The 22,165-nt window shown below is 58.7% G+C and carries 22 protein-coding genes and 1 pseudogene; 14 read left to right on the top strand and 9 right to left on the bottom strand.

The annotated features are described in order from the left end of the window. Positions 1-29: 29 nt before the first annotated feature. Positions 30-455 (top strand): hypothetical protein, encoded by a 426-nt coding sequence (locus tag WG900_RS16500; RefSeq protein ID WP_339968846.1) that lies wholly within the window; start codon positions 30-32, stop codon positions 453-455. 43 nt (positions 456-498) lie between these two features. On the opposite strand, the gene WG900_RS16495 is transcribed toward WG900_RS16500, so the two are convergent. Then, complete coding sequence (locus WG900_RS16495) at positions 499-1,242, bottom strand: hypothetical protein (RefSeq protein ID WP_339968844.1); 744 nt, start codon at positions 1,240-1,242, stop codon at positions 499-501. Positions 1,243-1,463: 221 nt separating this feature from the next. Here WG900_RS16495 and WG900_RS16490 point away from each other — a divergent pair, with 221 nt between their 5' ends. Next, positions 1,464-2,174, top strand: coding sequence for an SHOCT domain-containing protein (locus WG900_RS16490; RefSeq protein ID WP_339968842.1), 711 nt, complete (start codon positions 1,464-1,466; stop codon positions 2,172-2,174). 150 nt (positions 2,175-2,324) lie between these two features. Here the strand turns inward: WG900_RS16490 and WG900_RS16485 are convergent, their stop codons facing one another. Beyond that, on the bottom strand, positions 2,325-2,870 hold the full coding sequence (locus WG900_RS16485; protein WP_339968840.1) for a hypothetical protein: 546 nt from the start codon (positions 2,868-2,870) through the stop codon (positions 2,325-2,327). 441 nt (positions 2,871-3,311) lie between these two features. Here WG900_RS16485 and WG900_RS16480 point away from each other — a divergent pair, with 441 nt between their 5' ends. From WG900_RS16480 to WG900_RS16470, 3 genes and pseudogenes are all read left to right on the top strand, one after another. Continuing rightward, on the top strand, positions 3,312-4,010 hold the full coding sequence (locus tag WG900_RS16480) for a hypothetical protein (RefSeq protein WP_339968838.1): 699 nt from the start codon (positions 3,312-3,314) through the stop codon (positions 4,008-4,010). Between the two features lie 283 nt (positions 4,011-4,293). Then, positions 4,294-4,737, top strand: a pseudogene (locus WG900_RS16475) (transposase); the annotation flags it as partial. A gap of 915 nt (positions 4,738-5,652) precedes the next feature. Beyond that, positions 5,653-7,281 (top strand): hypothetical protein, encoded by a 1,629-nt coding sequence (locus WG900_RS16470; protein WP_339968836.1) that lies wholly within the window; start codon positions 5,653-5,655, stop codon positions 7,279-7,281. A gap of 25 nt (positions 7,282-7,306) precedes the next feature. On the opposite strand, the gene WG900_RS16465 is transcribed toward WG900_RS16470, so the two are convergent. The 4 genes from WG900_RS16465 to WG900_RS16450 form a co-directional block, all read right to left on the bottom strand. Next, entirely contained in the window at positions 7,307-7,609 is a 303-nt protein-coding gene (locus WG900_RS16465) for a hypothetical protein (RefSeq protein WP_339968834.1), read from the bottom strand. Positions 7,610-8,104: 495 nt separating this feature from the next. Next, positions 8,105-8,392 (bottom strand): hypothetical protein, encoded by a 288-nt coding sequence (locus WG900_RS16460; RefSeq protein WP_339968832.1) that lies wholly within the window; start codon positions 8,390-8,392, stop codon positions 8,105-8,107. A gap of 135 nt (positions 8,393-8,527) precedes the next feature. Beyond that, positions 8,528-8,917, bottom strand: a complete 390-nt coding sequence (locus WG900_RS16455) for a hypothetical protein (RefSeq protein WP_339968830.1) — start codon at positions 8,915-8,917, stop codon at positions 8,528-8,530. Between the two features lie 3 nt (positions 8,918-8,920). Next, the gene (locus tag WG900_RS16450) at positions 8,921-9,166 is read right to left on the bottom strand and encodes a hypothetical protein (RefSeq protein WP_339968828.1); all 246 of its coding nucleotides are present in this window, start codon (positions 9,164-9,166) and stop codon (positions 8,921-8,923) included. 142 nt (positions 9,167-9,308) lie between these two features. Here WG900_RS16450 and WG900_RS16445 point away from each other — a divergent pair, with 142 nt between their 5' ends. The 6 genes from WG900_RS16445 (at position 9,309) to WG900_RS16420 (ending at position 14,159) form a co-directional block, all read left to right on the top strand. Then, positions 9,309-9,602 (top strand): hypothetical protein, encoded by a 294-nt coding sequence (locus WG900_RS16445; RefSeq protein ID WP_339968826.1) that lies wholly within the window; start codon positions 9,309-9,311, stop codon positions 9,600-9,602. A gap of 283 nt (positions 9,603-9,885) precedes the next feature. Next, on the top strand, positions 9,886-10,197 hold the full coding sequence (locus WG900_RS16440) for a hypothetical protein (protein ID WP_339968824.1): 312 nt from the start codon (positions 9,886-9,888) through the stop codon (positions 10,195-10,197). A gap of 43 nt (positions 10,198-10,240) precedes the next feature. After that, positions 10,241-11,575 (top strand): zinc-ribbon domain-containing protein, encoded by a 1,335-nt coding sequence (locus WG900_RS16435; RefSeq protein ID WP_339968822.1) that lies wholly within the window; start codon positions 10,241-10,243, stop codon positions 11,573-11,575. Positions 11,576-11,718: 143 nt separating this feature from the next. Beyond that, positions 11,719-12,441, top strand: coding sequence for a hypothetical protein (locus tag WG900_RS16430; RefSeq protein ID WP_339968820.1), 723 nt, complete (start codon positions 11,719-11,721; stop codon positions 12,439-12,441). Positions 12,442-12,575: 134 nt separating this feature from the next. After that, positions 12,576-13,625, top strand: a complete 1,050-nt coding sequence (locus WG900_RS16425) for a hypothetical protein (protein ID WP_339968818.1) — start codon at positions 12,576-12,578, stop codon at positions 13,623-13,625. 183 nt (positions 13,626-13,808) lie between these two features. Next, positions 13,809-14,159: a hypothetical protein gene (locus tag WG900_RS16420; protein WP_339968816.1), complete on the top strand. Its 351-nt coding sequence runs from the start codon at positions 13,809-13,811 to the stop codon at positions 14,157-14,159. Between the two features lie 380 nt (positions 14,160-14,539). Here the strand turns inward: WG900_RS16420 and WG900_RS16415 are convergent, their stop codons facing one another. Further along, positions 14,540-15,163, bottom strand: a complete 624-nt coding sequence (locus WG900_RS16415) for a TetR/AcrR family transcriptional regulator (RefSeq protein WP_339968814.1) — start codon at positions 15,161-15,163, stop codon at positions 14,540-14,542. 152 nt (positions 15,164-15,315) lie between these two features. Here WG900_RS16415 and WG900_RS16410 point away from each other — a divergent pair, with 152 nt between their 5' ends. The 3 genes from WG900_RS16410 (at position 15,316) to WG900_RS16400 (ending at position 19,060) form a co-directional block, all read left to right on the top strand. After that, positions 15,316-16,233: a sugar phosphate isomerase/epimerase family protein gene (locus WG900_RS16410; RefSeq protein WP_339968812.1), complete on the top strand. Its 918-nt coding sequence runs from the start codon at positions 15,316-15,318 to the stop codon at positions 16,231-16,233. Further along, positions 16,226-16,630 (top strand): C-glycoside deglycosidase beta subunit domain-containing protein, encoded by a 405-nt coding sequence (locus WG900_RS16405; RefSeq protein WP_339968810.1) that lies wholly within the window; start codon positions 16,226-16,228, stop codon positions 16,628-16,630. The genes WG900_RS16410 and WG900_RS16405 overlap by 8 nt, the downstream gene beginning before the upstream one ends. An 87-nt stretch (positions 16,631-16,717) precedes the next feature. Continuing rightward, complete coding sequence (locus WG900_RS16400) at positions 16,718-19,060, top strand: TonB-dependent receptor (RefSeq protein ID WP_339968809.1); 2,343 nt, start codon at positions 16,718-16,720, stop codon at positions 19,058-19,060. A gap of 79 nt (positions 19,061-19,139) precedes the next feature. On the opposite strand, the gene ggt is transcribed toward WG900_RS16400, so the two are convergent. Continuing rightward, a complete protein-coding gene (gene ggt, locus WG900_RS16395; protein WP_339968807.1) occupies positions 19,140-20,873 on the bottom strand; it encodes a gamma-glutamyltransferase in 1,734 nt (577 codons plus the stop codon). Then, entirely contained in the window at positions 20,870-22,156 is a 1,287-nt protein-coding gene (locus WG900_RS16390; protein ID WP_339968805.1) for an FAD-dependent oxidoreductase, read from the bottom strand. Before WG900_RS16390 ends, ggt begins: the two co-directional genes overlap by 4 nt. Between the last annotated feature and the right edge of the window lie 9 nt (positions 22,157-22,165).

The following is a 22,165-nucleotide window of genomic DNA, read 5'->3' as shown; positions in this document are numbered from 1 at the left end:
CCGCTTGGGGCCTGCTACCACCGGACACTGTGTATTTTGCCGACGAGGTTTCGCCCGCCGACCGGTCGGGCTGGCATCAGCGCAGTCTTGCCGCGCTAGCTTCGTCCGATCTGCTCTTTCTCGATCCGGACAACGGTTTTGAAGTCGCGTCCATGTCCAGGCGAGCCACGCCGAAGTATGCCTTGTTCAGCGAGGCGCAGGAGCACTTCGCGGCCGGTAAGATGGTCGTGGCGATCCAGTTCGCTCGCCAATGCGATCCGATTGCGCGGGCTCAGTCGATCAGGTCGGAACTTGAGGATCGGTGCGGACCGATTGCGAAGCTCCCAGTGATACGCGGGCGCGTCGCACCCAACATCCTCTTCTTCACCCTCGCGCCGCCGTCAGGATCTAACGCTGTTTCAGAAGCGCTGAACGCGTTCGCAGGCAAATGCGGCAAAGCGGAGCTGATAGCTTAAGGGCCTTCGCAACGGGCCGCGATTGCAAGCAGCCTCGCGCAGGTTATTTAAGCTGCACCTCGGGTAGGGCGTAAACGTAAGCATTGCAGATGGCGGACCCCTCGCTGACTATGAGGGTGCAGTCTTCACACAGATCATCGGCAGGATGCCACTGCACACCTCCCCGATAAGGCCTGACAAGCTGGCAGCTTCTCGAAGAGGTGATGGAGTCACTGATCGGCTGGAAAAGCCGCGTCATTATGTGATGGGCGTCGATCCCATGCCTTAGCGCCAGCCGTTTCACCGCCTCTTGATCCGGCTGATCTTCCCTCTGGAGTGCGGCGACAATTCCATCGAACAGGATTGACATCTTGGTCGCAGGATTGGCGGGCGGGGTTGGGCAGCTCAATTCTACATAAAGACCAAACCGACCCGGCACGGGTGCACTTCTTACTGCGATGCCGTTGGCGACAGCCCACCAGACATCAAAAACGCTCCGGAATGCCGTCAGTTCAAACTGCAGATGTACCAACGGTGTCGCCGGGATGCGAGGTGTCGGCGTTAGTCGGTAATCGAGTTTGTGCCCAAATCCCTGTGCGGCTGGTGCATCGGACGCTCGGCACCGACGCGCGCGCAGGCCGTGACTACTCGAACGTCGGAACGTGGATGGTTCAAGATTATAGATCACAACGTTTTCCACGTCGAAGAACCCGTCAATTTGGGAGGAATAGACCCCCTCCAGAATCTGACCGGGTTGCGCTGCAATGGCCCCGACTGCCGACCGTAAAGCTTGACGGGCAGAGTCCATAGGGGTTCGCCTGGACGAATGGGGCATGCGGTGCGCGCTGTAGAGCGTTACGAAGTCCGGACCTTGTTCGATTTTCCAAACTTGTGTCAATCGAAGGGTCCCCTGTCTGTTTCGAAGCTGCTCACAATAGCGATAAGGATATGACTTCCCGGTTAAGTCTTCTTCAAACTATCAATCCTAACCGTTTCCCTGCCTCTTAGGCATTCGGGAGCGTCGGTGTGGTGGGTCTGCGAAAGATAATAGGCGCGATTTTCAAAGCCTTCTTTGGGCTTATCTCAGTGATCGGCCTTCTGCTGATAATCTCAGTTATCTGGATCACTGAAGCCGATTTCGGCGGCGGCGTCAGCCTCCTACTAGCTCCCGGCGTGTTGATCCCCGCGGCGCTCATAATATGGCTCTTGGTGCGAAAGCGCGCCGTTCCATCCGGGCACGAAAGTCCGCAGCCGAGCGGCTTAGTCTCAATGGATCAGCAAACGAGTGGCACAGTCTTTCGCGGTTTAGGTGCAACGATTGAATTGCTCGCCGACAGCCTGTCTATCACTCGAGAAGGCACAGTGAGTGTCATACTCCACGGTCTGGCGGGTGAGAAAAGGATTGCCTACGGAAGCATAACGGCCACCCAGCTTCGAGGCGCAACGCCCATAATGTCTGGATTTCTCCAGTTCACCGTACTCGGTGGGATCGAGAGCAATCGAGGCATATGGGACGCAACGATGGACGAAAACACAGTCATGTTCACCCATCAGCAGGAGGCATCGTTCCGCCAGCTACGTGAGGTCATTGAGCGCAAAATGGTCGAGGTGCGGCAGCCTTCATCAACGTTAGCGGCCTCCTCGGTGGCAGATGAATTGGCCAAATTGTTTGAATTGAAAAGCAAAGGTGCCCTCTCGGACGAAGAGTTCGGTGCTCAGAAAGCAATCTTGCTTCGTTAAGCAGTGAATTTACCGCGTGCTGGCGTTCATATGCTCGAACTTAGATCGGTGACAGTACGGCTAAGGCGGTTTGCCCTGGAAATATCGCGAAGCACACATTCCCGCTTTCCCATGATATTGAGCAACCTTTGATCAATGCGAAAGTGTCTGTCAGGGCGCGTGTGATCCGAGATGAGTTCGCAGAAGGGGAAATACTCGCTCGCGGAACACGCTGTTCAACTTACTGGGATGGTAAATCGAATAAGCAGGAATCGAGCGATAGTAAGGCAAGTGTAGTTCATACTGCCGGAAATACACTGCTTCATAAGGCCCGTTCGGTCCCATGACCGGAGAATCTCCTTCCGCAGACCCGCCGTGCGCCTTTGCGAATAGGTCGACGCCAGCATCACCGCCGAAAAGCATGACTTCTGGTTGAATGTACGTAATCAGTTCTTCGAGGAAGGGCCTTGCCTCTTCCATGTATTGCGCCTCCCGACTTGCGGATGGTCGCATGGGTGAGCGACGAAAAAAGCGATTGAGCACCTGAATCCCCCTGATGGTCTCCGGATCTTCCGATCCTATGATGTGATGCAGGATTTTGGCGCCATTAGCGGTTGTGGGACCGCTTGCTCTACCTTCTATATACTCGTGCGCGCCATTCATTACGTCCACAGTGCTGTAATTATCGGGAGTACCGCCGGGATTTGCATTGATCATGAGCAACTTGCTTGGACGTAGTGGTCCGTAGAAGATACTGTAGTGATCACGAGAATTTAGGCGTGAGGCCCGCTGGTATCGGTCATCTATAGATTTCATTAGATCGTAGTTTGCGTTTACAAGCATCGTGACCTCCGTCGCGCAAAGACAACAAAAAAGGCCGCGAGCACATGGCTGGCGACCTAACTTCTAAATACTTCTGAGATTGCTTATATCAAATGATTCTCCATTTGTCAACTTGCGCCGTAAATTGGGCGATTAGCTGAGCAGCCTCGTGCTACTTCAACATAGATTGCGTGATTGCATGTCGCGCCAAGGCGGATCTGATTGCCTGAGAATGCGCTGCAAGCTTTCTCCGGGGAAGTGGCTTAGGTAAGTTTGGCCAGCGCAGTTGCAAACGCGCTGTTTCCTTCCACGCCTCTAAAACGATAAGCTCGGGCCATGATCCCGTTCCAGCCGCTCCACGACGAAGCACCTGCGCTGCGCCTGTCGCCGCTGCTGACGGCAACGCTCAAGACATTCGACTACATCGTGACCAATGGCCCGATCGGCCTGACGCCATCCAAGGCTCTGAAGCGGTATTTTGTGGACTGGGCGGCTGAGGCTTTCGATTGGTCGCACTACGGCACCGATTACCTCTACGGCCTGAACAAGGTGCTGAACGAGGCGGACTTCATGCCGTTGGCCATCCTGCATGATGTTTGGCTGGGTGCGCGGCTGGTGCGGCATTACAAGGGCAAGCTCTGCCTCACGAAGGCTGGACAGGCTCTGCGCCAACAGCCCGCGACGTTGTGGGCAGTGCTGGCAAACTACTACCTGTGCGATCTAGATCAAACCCCGTACACCCGCTTTGGTGATCGCCTGCAGGGCAACTGGAGTGTGTTCCTCAACCTCCTCAACATCGAAGCGCAGACCGGCATAACTGATAGTGGTTTTGCCTCACTGGTGACGGGTATGCCCGAGATGGACCACCAAATCCGCTCCCTGATATATGTCCATGTGCTGCGCCCGTTGGCCTGGGCTGGGCTGTTGATCGAACATCGGTCTGGCCGTGAACGGCTGTTCACCAAGTCGCCGCTTTGGGCGGATGCCCTCAAGCTCGAAACCGACGCCTTTCTCCAGCCGGTGACGCAGCATTGAGGGGGGGGCGGCGAGGGGGTAGGTTCTGCCACCAAACCCGCCCTCTCTGCCCGCTGGGGGCCCGCTGGGCGCGTAAACCATGTTGCCTGACCTTGATCCCTTGCGCCAGCCGGCCCGCGCTCTGACGGCGATGCCCTATCTGCCTTCCAACAAGGCTCTGAAATTTAGCCCCGCTTATGACCATTATTCTGGTTGCACGTTGTCCTACCGACTGAAAGCCACCAGCACTGCCGCTGTGTACTCGGCACCGATTGCATCCGTCCGCTGGTGGACCGAGCTAATCCGGCCTTTGCGTTTGCGGATGGGCTTCCCGCACGGCCACCGCAAGACGACCACGCTGGTCGCTGGCCTGCGAATGACCGGCATGGTTGCGCCGATGGTGCTGGACGGACCGATCAACGGCGACTGGTTCGAAGCCTATGTCGCGCAGGTCCTGGTGCCTGAGCTGCGCCCCGGCGACGTCGTCATCATGGACAACCTCTCGAGCCACAAGCGGGTCGCGGTGTAGGAGAGCATCGAAGCGGCCGGCGCAACCCTGCGCTTCCTCCCGCCCTACAGCCCGGACTTCAACCCAATCGAGAAGGCCTTCTCCCGGCTCAAGGCCATGCTCCGCAAAGGGGGCGAACGAACCGTCACCGGCCTATGGGATCTCATCGGCAGGCTCGTCGACATCTTCCAACCTGAAGAATGCGCCAACTACTTCAGATCGTGCGGCTATGAACCCGAATTAACGGAAAACGCTCTAGACCAGCTTGCCCATATTGGCCATATTGGCCATGCCAAGATTTTTTTGCGGGGGGTGGGTTGCAAACTCATGAAGAAGTTTACGTGGCTGGCGTCCAGTACAGTTTTAGGCGGTTATCTGATGCTTTCTGCGTGTGGCAATGAGCAGTCAAATGCTGAGATGGTAATAGATACCGAAAGTCAAGCTCAACCAAATTCCGATGTGGGTACCACATCACGGCCAGGCCCACCCAGAGCAGCGGACGTTGATGTTCCAGACTGGGCTATCGATCACAACGATTGTGAAGGACAAGGCCTCCCGGCACCAGGTGGTCCTAATGACCTTGCTGGCATCCATATCGGGATGCCAGCCTCAGAAATCCGCGATCTGCTGAAATGTTACAAGGTTACATCGGTTTATGCGAACGGGAATTTCTACTTCCCCACCGATAACAGCAAGTCGGTCAATATCGATATGTGGCTGCTTGAGGCTGAACGTACGCACGATACCAGCGCCGAAGGGGTCGAGGTTCTGCTCGCTGGCCCCAAAGACAAGCTGCAAGCGGTTTCCGTGACCCATTCCGTTAGGTACGGGGGCGCGCCGGAGACTATGCCAAAGCCCGAAAAACTGCTCGATGCTCTGAATGCACAGTATGGAGGGATCAAGGGCGAAAGCACGAACTTTGTTTCGCTGCAAGGACCCGATGGCAAACCGTTGGATCAGAACTCACCGATCGGGGTCAGGTGCAATACACCAACATCGATTATCTGCGGTCGGAAAATTTCAGGCGGATTTTCTTTGACGCCGGTTGGCACGGTGGCATGGCAAAAATATACTCTTACTAACGGTCGGTTGGCGGCACCAATTTTCAATGCGAGTAACCGTAAGCCAGGCTAGTCTCATTCAAACGGGGGTATGATGAACAAAAAGGCACTCACGCTTGCCGGATCAGTCGTGCTTTGCATCGGACTTAGCGGCTGCGACAAGGTCAAGGGTTGGCTTGGGATGAAAGACGGGGATGCTGCCGCACCGAAGTCCGCTCAGGCTGGTTCTTCGCGTCATGCAGACATTTCGGACCCAAGAAACGGTGCAATCGCCAATCTGCTTGAGGGCATGTCGCCCGAAGTTCGTACCGAATATGATCGTTTGTTGCCAGCGGCGAAAGCGCAACTGGCGGAGAAAATTGAAAATGCAGATTCCCATCCGCAGCGTGTGGAGCAGTTGGCGTATTTTTTAACCGACAACGACAAAGAGTTGTCGTTCGCGCTCGAACGGGCGGGGGGGTATCAGGCAGCTCTGAAAAGGATGGAGCAAGCACCTGAATTTGCTCCTGGAAATTCTGCTGCTGATAAGCAGCGACTCGTCAAACAATTCGCTGAAGTTCTGGCTGAAATTGAGGCGCGACGGTCATCCATTGCCCTTGCCTTAGGTCGCGATTCGATCCTAACTGAAGCATACAAGCTCTGGCGTGCGCAAAATCCAAAATCGCAAACGATTACAGATTTGACGAAAGTCTTACTGACGGAGCCTTGCCGGCGTGATTGGTCCTCCAATCGCAGCACAGACAGCTTCTTGAATTTTCGTGGCGTCGCGCTTGGCATGACCGAGGGTGAGGCCATGAAAGGTATATGCGCTGCAAATGGTCGTTCGGTGAGTATCGCAGGCCGACAAAATGCTGAGTCCCACAAATTTGAGTCGACGGGTAAGGATAACGACCGGGAGATGATGGAGGCAGCCAGAAAGCTGTCGAAGCCTTATCTTGGCAGTCTCATTTTCTGCTTCGATTGTATTTCTTCTACTGATCGCCCGGCGAACCAGTTCCATCCAGGGCAATCCGATATTTTGGCCGCACATTTTTCTCCTGCTGGCCAGATATTTGGCCTAGAGAGAGCGCAAAATTTTATCAATAGATCGGAAAATAGTTCGACGGATGCGCCCCGCAAGCTTAACCTTCTGCTTCCCGAGATGGAAAAGCGCTTTGGGGCACCATCCTATATTTTTGAAGACACAACGGCGCTCGTAGTCGCATGGGTTTACTTGGACCGAAAATCTCCTCTTCCTCTTGAGCGTTGGTACTTTAGCCCTGGCCAAAGTTACACCCAAAAATTGCAGTTTAGATCACACAACTTGGTATATGAAAGGGGCGAATTTTCTCAGAAATTACTAGCAAGGCAGAAGCCTGTAGCCTCGTACTGCGCCATTAGATATGGTGAAGCACAAACTAGAGACACGCAAACCCTAATGGGATTCTTTAAGGGCGACAGTGACATTGTATCCACGAAGGACTGTGGCGTCATTGTCACCGCAAAATTTTATAAACAAAGTAAGGGTGATGGATCTCCTGATCGTATGATTCTCGGTAATTCTCCGACTCCCGTAAATCCAAGTATGAATATCTACTGGGTTGAAATGACAATCCGTGATGTAACATCAATTCTGGCATGGAGAGGAGGAGAAATGGTTGAGATCAAACAGGCTTCTAAGTCTACGGTTCAGGAATTTGAGCGCAAAGCATCCAATCCAGAAGGTCCTGTATTTCGCCCTTGAGAACAGCAGTATTTTTAACTGCTACTCAATGTGTGCGTCGAAGGTCTGCAAGAATGGTCTCTATTTCGTCATATCTTCCATATTCGGCCACGCCCGTATCTTGGTGTATGTTATGACCAGTCCCAATCCACGCATATTTTTCAGGCTTGTCCCGCACATCGCGCAGCATTCCCGCCATCTCGGGCCTCTCCCAGAAGTTCGGCACATCGACGGTAAAATATCCTTCGTCGCGGGCTTCCAGCAGCGCGTTCTCGCCGCCGGTGGCAGCGCGGATGTCCTCGACCTGTAGCAGCGGACGCCCGGCGCGCAGGTTCGGAGAGCTACGCACAGACCCTCGCGCTAGACGCAAACCGGGTATAGACCGGGCCGCGATTCAGGATTCCATTGGGCCAAAGTGCTTTGGCTAGGAAAACGCGGAATTTGGAGCTTTGCTGAGTTTGGGCAGGGCTTGGGTTACGGCAGAGGTGGCGACCCTTTCTTCTATTATATATTTGATTTAAATAGATAATTCCAGATTTTACCTTCGTTTTCGTAATGATGGGGTCACAGGTTCGAATCCTGTAAGCGGCACCATCCCTTTCACAAGGGAATCCCGAAACTTGCTTTAGAAGTGCCTTTGAGCAAGGAACCGATTTGGGTCCTGCTTGGGTCACTTTGGATAGGGAAATGGGCCTGACCCATGCCAGACCCACTCAAGCGTCGCTCTGATCTGTGCGGCGGGATGTAGCGTTGCCCTTGGTGGTAGTGGATCTCGATAATCGTTCCCACGGCAAACCCACAACCGAGGCAAGCCGGAAGATTTGTCCGGCATGCCCGATCCAATTCAGTCGCTGGCCAGTTTGCGCTGGTGCCGTTCGATCGCGATCAGAAGGAAGAAGAACATAAGGGCCAGGAAGCCACCGATGACAAAAACTGCTGTGAGCAGGTCCGCCTCGCCGCGAGCATTTGCATCAAGGATCGCGTTCCTTTCCGCTTCGGCTTTCTGCTTATTTTCGGCGCGGCGACCGAGCAGAGTGTCGAGATACTTGCGGTGAAAGGCAGCGAACAGATCGACATGGCTGACCACGCCCTTGGGGCGCTTCATCGACACCTTGGTCTCGGTGTAGTTCACCTGCCGGGTGTCATAAGAAATGCATTGGTCGATGTAGTAGCCATGGGGGACACACCAGACCTTGCACTTTCCGCCCTGACTTGAATTTGCAATTCCCGACAAAGTTTCAAATCGATTTGACATTGAAGTGAGCTTCTAAAGTTGCGCGGCAATGCGTCCCAGAATTAGCAGGCGCGGAGGGGCTGGATTGCCATTGGCGGTAAGTGCCTTGTTCATTTCGCCCTCCAGATGGGATTTCCATCGGTCCATCACCATCGCAGCCTTCTTCGCACGGTCATCAAGGGCGGAATCCGCCCGCAGGATTTCGGTCGCAAGCATGGCAAGCCGCGCGGTGAATTCGCGCTGGACTGCGTCCAGCCGGTCCGACTCGATTGCTCTTGCCAAGCCCACTTCCCGAAGCCGCCGTTGCTCAAGGTCTGCTTTGATGTCTGCAGCCTTTGCCAGTGCCTTGGCCACCGCCGAATTCAGGCTTTCGTCGGCGAACTTGGCCAGGGCGAAAAGACCGAGTGGAGCGCACAGGGCCATGATTTATTTCCTGTCTCCGGAAAGTCCGGCGGCCAGAAGGATGACGAATGCAACTACGTAGGCCGCCAGCATCCCCCCCAGCCTCAACGATCCGTCACGCCGGACTGCAAAGTCGCAAAGCCGCCTGATGCCATAAATGCCGCTGCCGTTAAGAACCTCGATCTTATCCTTTGCGTCACGGTCGGCCTTGGCGCTTTGCTGAAAAGCAAGGGCTTCCTCGGCATCGGCGAGGAGAGCGGACCCGATCATGGGCAACCGTTGAGGAAATTTCCGTCATCAAGGTTCACCAGGACGAGAGGATCAACATCCAGCGTCGCCGCAAGTCCGAATATCTCGCTCCGGCGGTTTGGCAGCCCCTGCTGAAGCCAGCGATAAATTGTGGCGCGGTCACGTGGCGATCCGGTTTTCTGGATTGCGCTTTCGCAGCGCTGTTCCCATCCAAAACCAGTTCGTCGACGGAATCCCAGCGCTGCCGGATAAGGTTCTGGATCAGCACTGCATCAATCGGGACAGCCATTCTGAAATGGTTGCCGATCACTGGCTTGGCGTCAATCGTCGAACAGGAATGACTTCGAGTCTCAATCAAAAGACCCAAACCAAGACACTGATTGGCATTGTCGGGGCTAAATTCGTCCTTGCCGGTTATCGCAGAGCTTGTGCGACAAGCCGGGTTGCGCCAAGTTGACGGCGTGACAGCACTTGCGGCCGGGGGCCGCCTGGTGCTGGATTGTCGGTCAAGCCTGGGGGGGAATATGACTGCGGAATCGTGTAATTCTTGTGCGGCGCCCATGCCGGCGAACGCCCGTTTTTGCACGAGCTGCGGAGCAAAGGCGCCACCACCACCACCTCCTCCTCCAGCGCCCCCACCCGCAGCGCCGGATCCGGATGACGATGCCTTCGCGCCAGATCCGCGCGCGGGAAGGCCTTCGGAACCTGCGTGGACGCCCGCTCCCGCTCAAAATCCGTCCGTGGCTCAGCGGACGACGGGACGGGTTGCTTATGACCCGGTGGTGATCCAATCCTATGCCGATGCGCTCTACCGGGCGGCGGATCGGATTGCCTTCAATTCGGCCATCATCGGTGGCCTGATCGGGGCGGCGGTCGGATTTGCTGCTGGCTCGGCAGGCCGGGTGGGGCCGATTGGCGGTCTGATCGGTGCCGCAATCGGCGGCTATATCGGCTATTCCCGGGCGCTCGCGCGCACTTTTCAACTGCGGCTTGAGGCGCAGCTGGCGCTCTGCCAAGTCGAGATCGAGATGAACACGCGCGGTCCACAATGAAGGGCGCGGGAATGAAGCACCGCCTATCCAGGGGCAATTGCGAATGAATTTCTGCGGCAAGTGCGGCGAGCCTAGGACTGAGGACGCCCAATTCTGCGGCAATTGCGGCGCGCACCTTGGTGAAATCGACGAGGAAACTGCTCGCTTTTCCGCGCAGTTCGCTGCCGAAATTCTCGATTTCGAAGCGCTCGCCGAACCTCCTCGCCTCGACCAGAGTGAGCTTCCCGACGCTGAGGACCGGTCTGAGGACCCTTCGCAGCCCATCCTGGCTGAGAGCGAATTGGACGGCGTGCCGTGCCCGGACTGTGGTCTGGCTAATGGGCCGACAGTGCGGTTCTGCGCCGGATGCGGCAAGAGCATGCAGCAGGTATCATCCGGGATAATGGCCGCACCTGAGCCTGAGCCTGAGCCTGAGCCTGAGCCTGAGCCTGAGCAGGCACCGCTGGTTCCGGTAGTGACTGCGCCGGTGGCGTACGCGCCGCCGCCTGTCCAGAAGGCAAGGCAAAGCAGCCAGCGCCCCTATGCCCCGACCGTCGAACCGCCTTCTGTAAGCGAACCGCCCGTTCAGGAGACGTCCGGCGACGATTGGGAGGCCGACAACGGCGGGAGCAGACCAAAGCGCAAGGGGCCAATACTTGCAGCAATTGCCGCACTCGTTCTTGCCGGTGGAGGAAGCGCCTATTGGTATGCAAACCGCACAGATCCAGCGATCGTAGTGAGCAGTTTGCAGGGCGAAATTACCTCAAGGGGTTTTGGCCGCGTTCTGTCCACGCTCGGGCCGGATGGCACCATCGTTCTGTCGGGTACGGTCGACAATCAGGATCAGCGCGAGCAGCTGCTCGCTTTGGTGAATGCCTACCCTGGGATTGGCGCAGTCAACGATACGGTGGCAGTGCGACACCCGGCGGCGGATTCGCTGGATGAGATCAACGGCATGATCGCTCAGAATTTTGGCCAGCCCGATGTCGAGCTGGCCTATACGCCCGCGAGCGGGTTTACGCTGAGCGGCAGCCTGATCGGACTGGAAGACGCGAGGCCTATCCTCAATGCTTTGAAAGAGCGATACGGCATCAACGAGGTAAAAGATCTGGCGGCGCAAACGCCCGCAGCATCAACTGAGTCGGCGGCCTACCCTGAGGATGCCGGCCTTGTTCAAGCTGCCAACGAGCAGCCGAGCCAGCCGGTGCAGGATCGCCGCCCGGCCTTGCAACAGCGAAGCGCGGAAAGGAATGCCGCCTCTTTGCAGTCTGCTTCCCGGGCGACGCCGAATTCAGGCACCTCGTCCGGTGCCGCTTCAATAAACTGCTTGCTGCCTTCCGCTGCCGAAGTGCGCTTGCCGCTTGGTGAATGCCGCGCAAGGGGAGGATTGGTGCAATGATTTCATGTGGGAACGCCGGCCGCCATTGGCACCGTTGCCGGCACCTTGTGGCTGTGCTTGCGGCGATTACGACCTTTGCTGCGACGCCGACAAGGGCTGCGGATGATGGCAAGAACCCGCTCGCAAAAGCACTGTCGGGGGCGATGCAGAACCTCTTGGCCGGTGGGGCTAAATCCCGCGTGCGCACCACGCTGGACAAGGAAAACCTGCGGTCATTCAACGAACACAAGGCTGCCCGCAAGGGGTTCGCCGGTTTCCGCAACTATGGCACCTGGCCTGCCTGCACTTACAGCTTCATGGCTAAAAAGGCGGATGGCAAGTTGCTGACCGACGTGGTCACCTTGTCGAGCCGGCCGGTGAAGGATCGCTTCATGGTTTCATCCAGGCACAGCAAGGGCTTGTCGACGGCACTGATCGGCATTGACGGCACCGCTTATGATTACAACTGGGTCGATAACGAGGATGGCACCCGCTTCACGCGCGAAAACTTCAATGCCGTCATCGCGAAGAAATTCCAGAAGGAGCTTTCGCGCGATCCGGTCCGGGCGAGAAATCTGGTGGTGATCGACCCCATGTCGATTGGCTTCCCCGTCTTTCCAAACGCTAGCCGGATGCCGGGCGAAGTGGCTGCCCGGATCGTCAAGACGGACGGATCGACATACGGCGAATACGTCTATGCGGGATTGCTCAATTACAAGGGCTATCCAGCCCTGAAACTCGAAGTGATGCTCAATCGGGATGGCCAAGTGGCCGGTGGTCCTATCCTTATCGGCTATGCGCTGATCCGGCAGGACAACCTCATGCCGCTGCGTTTTGTCTGGCAAACCGATCGCATGGAGATCAGCGAATTGATCCGCTGTGTCTGATCCGCGTGGTTGCGCAAACCTGAATGGAGGGGATGGTCATGTCTGACGAAGCGGGATGCCTATGCCTCGATTGCGGCGCGGTGCAAGCCAGCGGGGCGATTTCATGTCCCAGCTGCGGAGCCATCGATCCCCGAGTGGCCAAGGTTTGCCCGGCCTGCATGCAAGTCTATCCGCTGACCCTGGCATTTTGCGCAAGCGACGGTGCCGCGCTGGTCGACCCGAGAAACGTCAATGGCAGTTGGGCCAGGGTTGCCGGGACGGATCCTTCTGCGACAGATGAACCGCCGCCAATCCTGACCGGGGATTTCGCCGAAAAAGTGAAGCAGCTATGGGCGCGCCACACGCTTCTGGCCAGCCTGACCATCTGTGCCCTGCTGGCGGCTATCCTTGGTGGATTTACGAGGGGGGGCGGCCTGATGCTGATTGCCACTGGCCTGGGCATTCCGCTGCTTGTCAGCTGGCCTATCGCCCTGGCAAGTTCCGCAAAGGCGCTGTCCATCGTTGGCTGGGTCGATAAGTGGTACTTCCGCCTGCACGATTTTTTCGACGGCTCGAACAGCCGCATCATGCGCTGGGTCATGTACCCGGTTGTTTGGGCCGGCGGCCGCTGGGCGGTGTTTGCCAGCCGGCGCGGTGACCGTTTCGTCGCCGGATCGCTGCGCATGTTCGGATATACGCTGTCCGCGATGATGCTCGCCATGCTGGCAATCATTACCGTCTATATCGTTATCGGTCTGATCGTCATCGCCGTCGGGCTTTGGATTGTCGGGCAGGTGCTTGACGTCGATTCCGGGCCCAGTCCGATGCGGCGCATGCCGATGGTCGGAAGGCGCGGGCAGAATATCTATCAGGGCGGTGGCGGCTGGCTCGATCCCGACAAGCAGATTGGCCGGGTCGACAAGGATGGCAACATCTACGAAAATGATGGCAGCTGGTTCTCGGTCGACAAGCAGGTAGGAAAGATCGGCAAGAACGGCGAAATCTACGAAACCGACGGCGGATGGTTCACGCCCGACAAGCAGGTGGGCAAGGTCGGCAAGAATGGTGAAATTTACGAGACCGACGGCGGTTGGTTCACGCCTGACAAGCAAGTCGGCAGGATTGGTGATGAAGGTGAAATCTACGAGACCGACGGTGGATGGTTCACGCCTGACAAACGCGTAGGGAAAGCAAAACGCGATTAGCTAGGTGGCTGACTTACTCAATTGCTGCCGGCCTGAGGGCCTAGACCGATGCAACAGATGGGGCCGACATTTGGGGCCCACAGTCTCTCCAAAAACCGATCTAACTATCTGTAAATAATCTATAATCGTTAGTTGGCTGGGGCGGCAGGACACTGGGCCTTTGCGCGATTCAAAAAAGAGAAAATGTCGGAAAGGCGGCTAACGGCTTATGCCGATGTCCTCACGGCTCTAGGCGCAATGCAATTAATTTTGGGGCGATGGGCTGATGATATGGAGGGCCTTCGTAGCTACTCTGATGAAGCCAAGGTTGCCTTCAATGATGAGTACAGGTCGGCAAGGCAGCGAATCGAGCAAACCGTCGCTGTTGCGGAACTGATATTGCCACCGGAATCTGCAACGCTACTGAACGAATTGAGGCAGAGCCTCGAGGGTGATGACGGATCAGACCCATTCGAAGCGATCAACGTCAAATACGGGGTGCTAGATGATGCGTTTGGGGCGTTGATTGCCCAAGGACGGAGCCAGCTCAGCTAATGATGGGGTCACCGGTTCGAATCCTGTAAGCGGCACAACCACTTTCACAAAGAAAATCAGAGAGATAAGCTGGAAGGCGCTTCCGCTGGGGAAGGCGAATTTGTGCGTATTATGGCACTTTCAGCTTTGGATGGCCCCAGACCCGGTTGGATGGCCAACCAGGTTTTGCAATAGCTTGAAAAAAGGACTGATTGAAAGTCCGTCCGGCTGGTCGCTCTGGGAGGCTCAGCCCGAAGCATGATCGGTCGCCTGACCGGGTCTTGGATGGGCGGGGTCTGGGCTCGTTGCGCTGACAGGGCGAATATCCCCTGCCATTCGGTCCCGTCCGCAAACGCCCTTCGGCTGCCGCGTCATTGGCGCATTGTCAGGTGCAGAGAGCGTCAATCGAGCAGCCGCAGGGCCTGCCTCACGATTTCGGGGGCCAGTTGATCGGGTGCGGGCTCAAGCGGATAGGCGCGGATCATGGCCCGGTTCGATTGTAGAGCAAAGCCGAAGATTGCGCTCCAGATCGTTGCCACCCTTACAGCGCGCTCATCGTCGGAAAGGTGGCTGGTAACTTTTGCCACCAGTGCCCGCAGGAGCTGGAAGCCTTCTTCCTGCGCTGCGGCCAGTTCGGGGGAAAGCTTCGGCCGTACAAGCTCGCTCTCGTACATCAGGGTGAACATGTGCGGGTTCTTTTCAGCGAAGCGAATGAACGAGACAGAGACGTTGAACAGGCTGTCGCGAGGGTCTTTGTCGCCGCCTTCATTCACCTCGGTCAGGTTCAGCATCGCCTGATAACCTTCCAGCGCCACAGCTGCCAGCAATGCGCGCCTGTCGGCAAAGTGGTGATAGGGCGCACCGGGCGAGACCCCGACCTCGTCAGCCAGCTTGCGCATGGACAGGCCTTCATGGCCTTCGCGCTCAACCAGGGCGACAGCCGCCGCCAGCAGTTCGCCGCGCAGATCCTCACGATGCGAGGGCTGCCCCCGAAGCTCTTTCTGCTGCCGTTTCATGCGGGTCATGGTGCCACGCTTTGCCAGCTTTTGGCCGTTGCGCAAGGCATCGTTGCGTCACCAGTCTCCGCTTGCAATCTTATTAAACGACATTTAATAGGCGGGCGAATAATCACCGTTCAATAAGATTCGGTGTATCCGTTCGTGTATGGGAGAGGATCGTGACAGGCTTTCGCTACGGTGTGTCGCTGTATAGCTACACCGACGATTTCGGGACGGTGATGACGCTGGAAGATGCGTTCGATCACGTTGCCGATACCGGGTCGACCGGCATTGAAATCCTCGGCGAGACCAGCGTGCCGCTTTATCCGGAGCCGCCTGCTGCCTGGATCGATACCTGGTTCAGCCTGATCGAGCGCCACAAGCTTGAGCCGACCAATTTCGCCTGCTGGGTCGATACCCGCATCCAGATCGACCGGAACATGAGCGCCGAAGAAGGCGCCGCGCAGATCGCGCAGGACCTGCGGCTCGCCCACCGGCTTGGCTTCAAGTTCATTCGTCCCAAGTTCGGAGTGATCGACCGCGAACTCACCCCCGATCCAATCTGGGAAGGGGCGGTGGAGCGCTGCCTCGATCTGGCCAATCAGCTCGACCTGATGATCCTGCCCGAGATCCACGCGCCGACGCCGATCCGCCATCCGGTGACCAACGCTTACATCGACTTCATCGAGCGCACCGGCACGAAGCACTTCGGGCTGATGATCGACACCGGCATCTTCCAGGACCGCCCGCTTGACGCATGGGGCGGGGGGGATTTCGAGGCGATCAAGAAGGGGGCTCCCGAAATGGTCTACGGCACCAAGGTGCCGGTCGAACACCTCGACGACGTGATCAAGTATGTACCCTTCATCCAGGCCAAGTTCCATCGCATCGACGAGAACCTGCACGACCACCAGATCCCCTGGGACCGCATCGTGCCCAAGCTGAAGGACCTCGGTTACTCGGGCTATCTTTCCAGCGAATATGAAGGCGCGCGCGATCCGTGGGTCGCGATCGAGCAGGTGCGCCGCCAGCACGCGCTGATCCGCCAGCTCGAAGACCAATACGACGCCGCCAAATTGGAGACGGCCCATGCTTGAACGCAGCCATATCCAGAGCACCGGATTCCGAAATGTCGGCCCGCAAGGCGCTCGTACCGGCTTTGAGGTGCGCCTCCGTCAGGCCAACTATCGCTCCTCGCGCCTGAGCCTGATCGAGGGTGTCGACATCACGGTCGATGGCGTCCTCTACCCGGCGGAGAACAACCTGTTTCGTCTTGGTGAGCGGGAATACACGCTCGCCGAGCTGAACGAGGCGACGCAGACGCGGCTCTACGTTGGCGATCACTTCACGGTCGTCGTGCCGAAGGAAGGTGGCCTCACCCGCGGTGTGCACCTTGTGGGTAGCGCGATCCGCTATCGCCACCCCTATTTTCCGCCCGAATTCCAGCCCGCCATCGTTCGCAACGAACGCCACGCGACGATCATCCTGCCCTGAACCCCGCGGAACACCGCGGCACGGCGCCGGATCTGCGGCTGGCGGGGCATCAGCTTTACCGCAGAACTCAAGAGGGAGAAGAAAACAATGAACACCAGCAGAAAAACCCGGCTGATCCAGTCGGCATCCATCGCGGCCATCATGCTGCTTACGTCTGCCCCGGCCTATGCCCAGGCTGCCGCTCCAGAAGCGGACGACGCCGATAACGGCGAAATCATCGTTACCGCACAGCGCCGCAGCGAGAACGTGATGAAGGTTCCGGTCAGCGTAACCGTGGTCAGCGCCGATGCGCTCCAGAAGAACGGCATCAACGACCTGGCATCTGTCACCAAGCTCGCCCCCAGCCTGCAGGCGGGGCAGGACAATTCATTCTCCATCCGCGGCGTGGGCACGGCCAGCTTTGCCAACACGGTGGAATCAAGTGTCACCCAGATGGTTGACGACGTCGTCCTGGGCAGCCGCAACTTTGCCGCCAACGGCTTCTACGACATCGAGCGCGTCGAAGTGCTAAACGGCCCGCAAGGCCTGCTGTTCGGCAAGAACGCCTCTGCCGGCGTCATCAACATCACCAGCACCCGGCCCAAGCTGGGCGAGAACACCGTGTCATTCGATAGCGAACTGACCAGTCGCTACCGCTCCGGAAAGGATGGCCTGGGCGCGCAGCTCCGCGCGACGGCCAACCTTGCCATCGGCGAAAACACCGCGCTGCGCGTCAACGGCCTCTACAGCCATCAGGACAGTGTGACCCGTTACGTCAAGACTGGCCCCGGTCGCACAGAAAGCGATAACGAGCAGATTGCGGTCCGGGCCAAGTTGCTCACCGAAATCACCCCCGACGTGCAATTGTACCTGATCGGCGACTATTCCAAGAAGACCGGCACGACCGGATCCTACAGCTACACTTACCGCGCGCTCGGCACGGGCAGCCAATACGGGGCCCTGCTCACCGGCGCCGGCGTGACACCGGGGCCGCGCAACCTCGACGCTGCAGTCAATGCGCCGTTCTATCGTGATCTTAAGACCGGGGGCGTTCAGGGCAAGCTGACTTGGGCACTCGCCAATGGCTGGGAAATCAGCAACATTACGGCGTGGAAAACCTTCTCGATCTCGCAGACGTTCGATTCCGATCATACACCGGCCAACTACTTTGACAGCAACGGTGGCACGAACAAGTTCAACCAGTTTTCGAACGAATTGCGCCTGGCCCTGCCTTCGTCAAACGCGCTGAGCGGTCAGGTCGGGCTGTTCTATTATCACTCGTCCGATGTCTTTGCCGGCGGGCGCGGCGGTAATAACGGCTTTCCTTCGTTCCTCCTGCCCAACTTCCCCTTCTGCGTCGGCGCCACCACGCTCGGCGCGCCGCCGGCCGCCTGCCCGGTCAGCAATGTGAGCTTCCTTGGTCAGGACTGTGCGGGCAAGATCAGCAACGAAAGCCTCGCCGCCTTTGGCCAGTTCACCTACCAGGTAAGCGACCAGCTGAAGCTGATCGCTGGCGGCCGCTACACGCACGACAAGGCCAGCCTCGACCTTACCGAGAACACCCGCAATTACTTCGTCACCCTCGGTGTGAAGAACAACCGCTACAGCGGCACGACCACGGCTGACAACTTCAGCTGGAAGGTCGGGTTCGATTACCAGCCGTCGGCCGAGACACTGATCTATGGATTCTACGGCCATGGTTACAAGGGCCCCGGCTTCTCGAACGCCGCGCCTGCCCCGAACGTCAGCCTCGCAGTCCGTCCCGAAATCTCCAAGGGCGGCGAAATCGGCATCAAGCAGTCGTTGCTCGACAACCGCGTCAACCTGAGCATCGCCGGCTTCTACACCCGCTTCGAGAACCTGCAGGTCCAGGCCTTCGATTCCGCGCTGCGCACCGTCGTGCTGGGCAATGCGGGCAAGTCGACAACCAAGGGCATCGACATCAGCGCCTCGGCGCGCGTGGCCGACGGGCTGACGCTGTCCGCATCGGCTTCGATCATCGATGCCAAGTACAACAGCTATCCGGGCCGTCAGTGCTATCCGGGCCAGGTCAGCGCCAGCTGCACGGCAACCGGAACCTTTGATGCGTCGGGCCTGCAGATCCCTCTGGCGGCAAAGTTCACCTCGGTGATCGGCGCCAGCTACGAGCGTCCGATTTCGGACTCCCTGAAGCTCACGGCGGACCTAAGCTACTATCACCGCTCAAAGCTGCTGGTCGATTATGCCCCCGGCTCGACCATCCCGGGCTGGGATACGATCGGTGCCAGTTTCGGCTTCAAGGGAGCGAACTGGAACGCCGCGGTGTTCTGCAAGAACTGCTTCAATGAAATGCGGCCGATCTCGATCGAAACCGAACCGGGCGACGGCCTGATCGGTGTGACCACCTATATCCAGCGGTGGAACTTCGACTCGGTGCGCACCATCGGCCTGCGGTTCGGCTTCGGGTTCTGAGGAAAATTCGGGCCGGGGATTTCAGCCCCCGGCCCGAAGCTTCTTGAACGGCCGCTGACCTGCGCCGGCATATAGCTGCTCAGGGGGCGATGGCCTGAGCGCCCGGACGGCGTGGATCGGCGGCACCGAGGTAGAGACCGCCGTCGATCATGATCGACTGGGCACTACCCATCGTTTCGTCAGAAGTGATCGGATGCCCCATCGCGCCGAGCAGTCGGACCGTGTCGGGATTGAAATTCGGCTCGACTCGCAGCTTGTCGCTCGCGTCCTGAAAGATGCGCGGCTGGTGCGTGGCTTCCTCGACGTTGAGCTTGTAGTCGACGACGTTGACGATCACCTGCAGTACCGTGTCGATGATCGTGCTGCCCCCCGGCGATCCGGTGACCAGCCAGGGCTTGCCTTCCTTCATGACGATCGTCGGCATCATGGTGGACAGCATGCGTTTGCCGGGTGCCATGGCATTGGGCGGCGGCGCCTTGCCCTCGGCAATCGCCTTGGCGGCCTGCGCGTGGCTGAAGTTGTTCATCTGGTTGTTGAGCAGCACGCCGGTGCCGGCAATCATCACACCCGAACCGAAATCCGCACCAAGGGTGTAGGTCGTGGAAACGACCATGCCATTGGCATCAGCAACCGAGAAGTGCGTGGTCGACGGGCTTTCGAACTTCCAGGGATCACCCGCGCCCAGTACCTCGGCCGGCTTGGCATTTTCAGGATCGATCAGCCTGGATCGGTCGAGTGCGTAAGCCTTGGACACGAACCCGGCGACCGGCGCCTTGACGAAATCGGTATCGCCCAGAACCTTGTAGCGATCAGCGTAACCCAGCTTCATCGCCTCGGCCATCAGGTGCAGCGATTTCGCTGATCCTGCGCCGCTGGCCTTGATGTCAAAGTTCTCAAGAATGTTGAGCATGTTCAGCAAGGTCGCACCGCCAGCGCTGGCAGGCGGGGCGGTGACGATTTCGAAACCGCGATAGGTGCCGCGCAGGGGCCTGCGTTCCACCGCGCGATAATCGGCGAGGTCCTGCATTGTGATGATGCCGCCATTGGCCTTCATGTCGGCGGCAAATCTTGCCGCGACCGGGCCCTTGTAGAACCCGTCCGCGCCGCGCTGGGAAATCTGGGTGAGCGTCCAGGCGAGATCTGGCTGCTTCATCACCTCACCTGCGCGATACAGCGAGCCATCGGGCTTGTAATAGGCGGCGCGGGCGGCCTTGCTGGTGGACAGGCGGTCCTTGCCCCAGCTGAACACGAAGGCCTCGTCGGGTGTAAGGGCCACACCATCGCGGGCCAGCGCGAGTGCCGGGCCCACCACTTTGGCCCATGGCAGGTTGCCGAACTTTTTGTGCGCCGCGAACAGGCCGGCTACCGTTCCCGGCACCGACGGAGCGAGATAGCCCCGGCTGGCGCCGTCCGATTCCCTGCCCTTGTTGTCGAGGAACATCGGCAAAGTCGCTGCCTTGGGCGCGACCGAGCGGAAATCGAGGAACAGGTCCTGTCCGCTTTTGCCATCGTGGACCAGCATGAAGCCATCGCCGCCGATATTGCCGGCGCGTGGCAGGGTGACGGCAAGCGCAAAGCCCATGGCGACTGCGGCATCGACCGCATTTCCGCCTCGACGGATGATGTCCGCCCCGACCTTGCTGGCAATTGCGTTCTGCGAGACGATCATGCCGCGTTCACCCACGACGGGCGAATGAATGCTCGGGTATTCAAGCAGTTGCTTCTTCTGCGCGGCCAGCGGCGAGGCCAGCATGGCCGCCGCGCTGATCGCCAGCATCCCGCCGCGAATGGTCTTCCAGAGCCCCTGCATCATGCTACCCTTTCCAGAACTGACTGCGCCAGCCGCTCGCCCGAACCCATGGCATAGGTCCAGCCGAGCATCCCGTGGCCGATGTTGACCGCGATGCGCGGGCTGACCGGCCCGATACGGGGAAGGGAACTGGCCGTCATCGGCCTGATCCCTGCCCAGCCTGGAGCGATCTGGTCATAATTCGCGGCACTGGGCAAGCTCGCCCGCGCCGCGATGCGCAACCTTTCCAGAGCCTTGGGATCGGTGGCCGTGGATCGCTCGCCAATCTCGGCCAGTCCGGCAACGCGCACCATGCCGTCCAGCGGGCAGAGCACGATCTTGCGGGCCACATCGGTGACGCTGACCCGCAGGTTCGCCGTGCCGGGCATGGCGGTGAAGGAATAGCCCTTCATCGGCATCAGCAGGGATCGCAGTCCCAAGCGGCGCGCCAGTTTGCCCGATCCGATGCCGGCGCAGATGATGACTTCTCCGGCGACCAGCTGCTCGCCGGTGGTCGTGGTCGCCCGGGCCTCAGCGTCATCCTCGGCAATGTCCTGCACTGTCGTGCCCAGCCTTATCACGACGCCGTATCGGGCTTGCAACAGGGCTGCCATGGCAATGCAGAAACGGTGCGGATCGCCTGCTTCGTCGCCGGGGGTATGGATCGCGCCTGCGAAGGGGCCATGGTCGGCAAGCGCCGGTTCCAGCCGGACCGCCTCGGCGCGATCGAGCACGTGCTGCTCGGCACCATGGACGCGCTTGGCGGCGACGATCGTGCGGGCTGACGCCAGGCTTTCCGCCGAGGCATGGATGTGCAGCTTGCCGGTGACCTGATGGCCGAAGTCCAGGTGGTGGCGCTGCTGGAGCGACTGCATGGCCAGCCGCGATTCCAGCCCGAGTTTCAGGCCGGCCAGCGTGTTGTGCATGAACCGGCCGCGCGTGGAGTTCCGCAGGAAGCGCAGCAGCCAGACGAGATAATTCGGGTCCAGCGAAGGCCGCAGCTGTGTCGCGGGATCCATGCCGAGGACGATCCCGGGCATATGCCGCAGCAACGCGGGGCTGGCGAGCGCATCGGTATAGGCATAGCTGAGCTGCGCGCCATTGGCGAAGGAGGCCTCGCAGCCCGGTGCATCGCGGCTTTCGATCACCGTCACGGCCACGCCCCGCCGCGCCAGCGCATAGGCCGTTGCCAAGCCGACCACCCCGGCGCCAATGACGATGGCGGAGCGCGGGGCACGGCGCGATCCACTCGCCACCTCCACCGTCTCGCCTGTCGTTTCCCAGCCATTTTGGTCAGTTAAAAGCATGTCTGCATC

The organism is Novosphingobium aquae (assembly GCF_037572715.1).
GTDB classification, from domain to species: domain Bacteria; phylum Pseudomonadota; class Alphaproteobacteria; order Sphingomonadales; family Sphingomonadaceae; genus Novosphingobium; species Novosphingobium aquae.
This window is presented reverse-complemented; position numbering and strand designations above follow the sequence as displayed.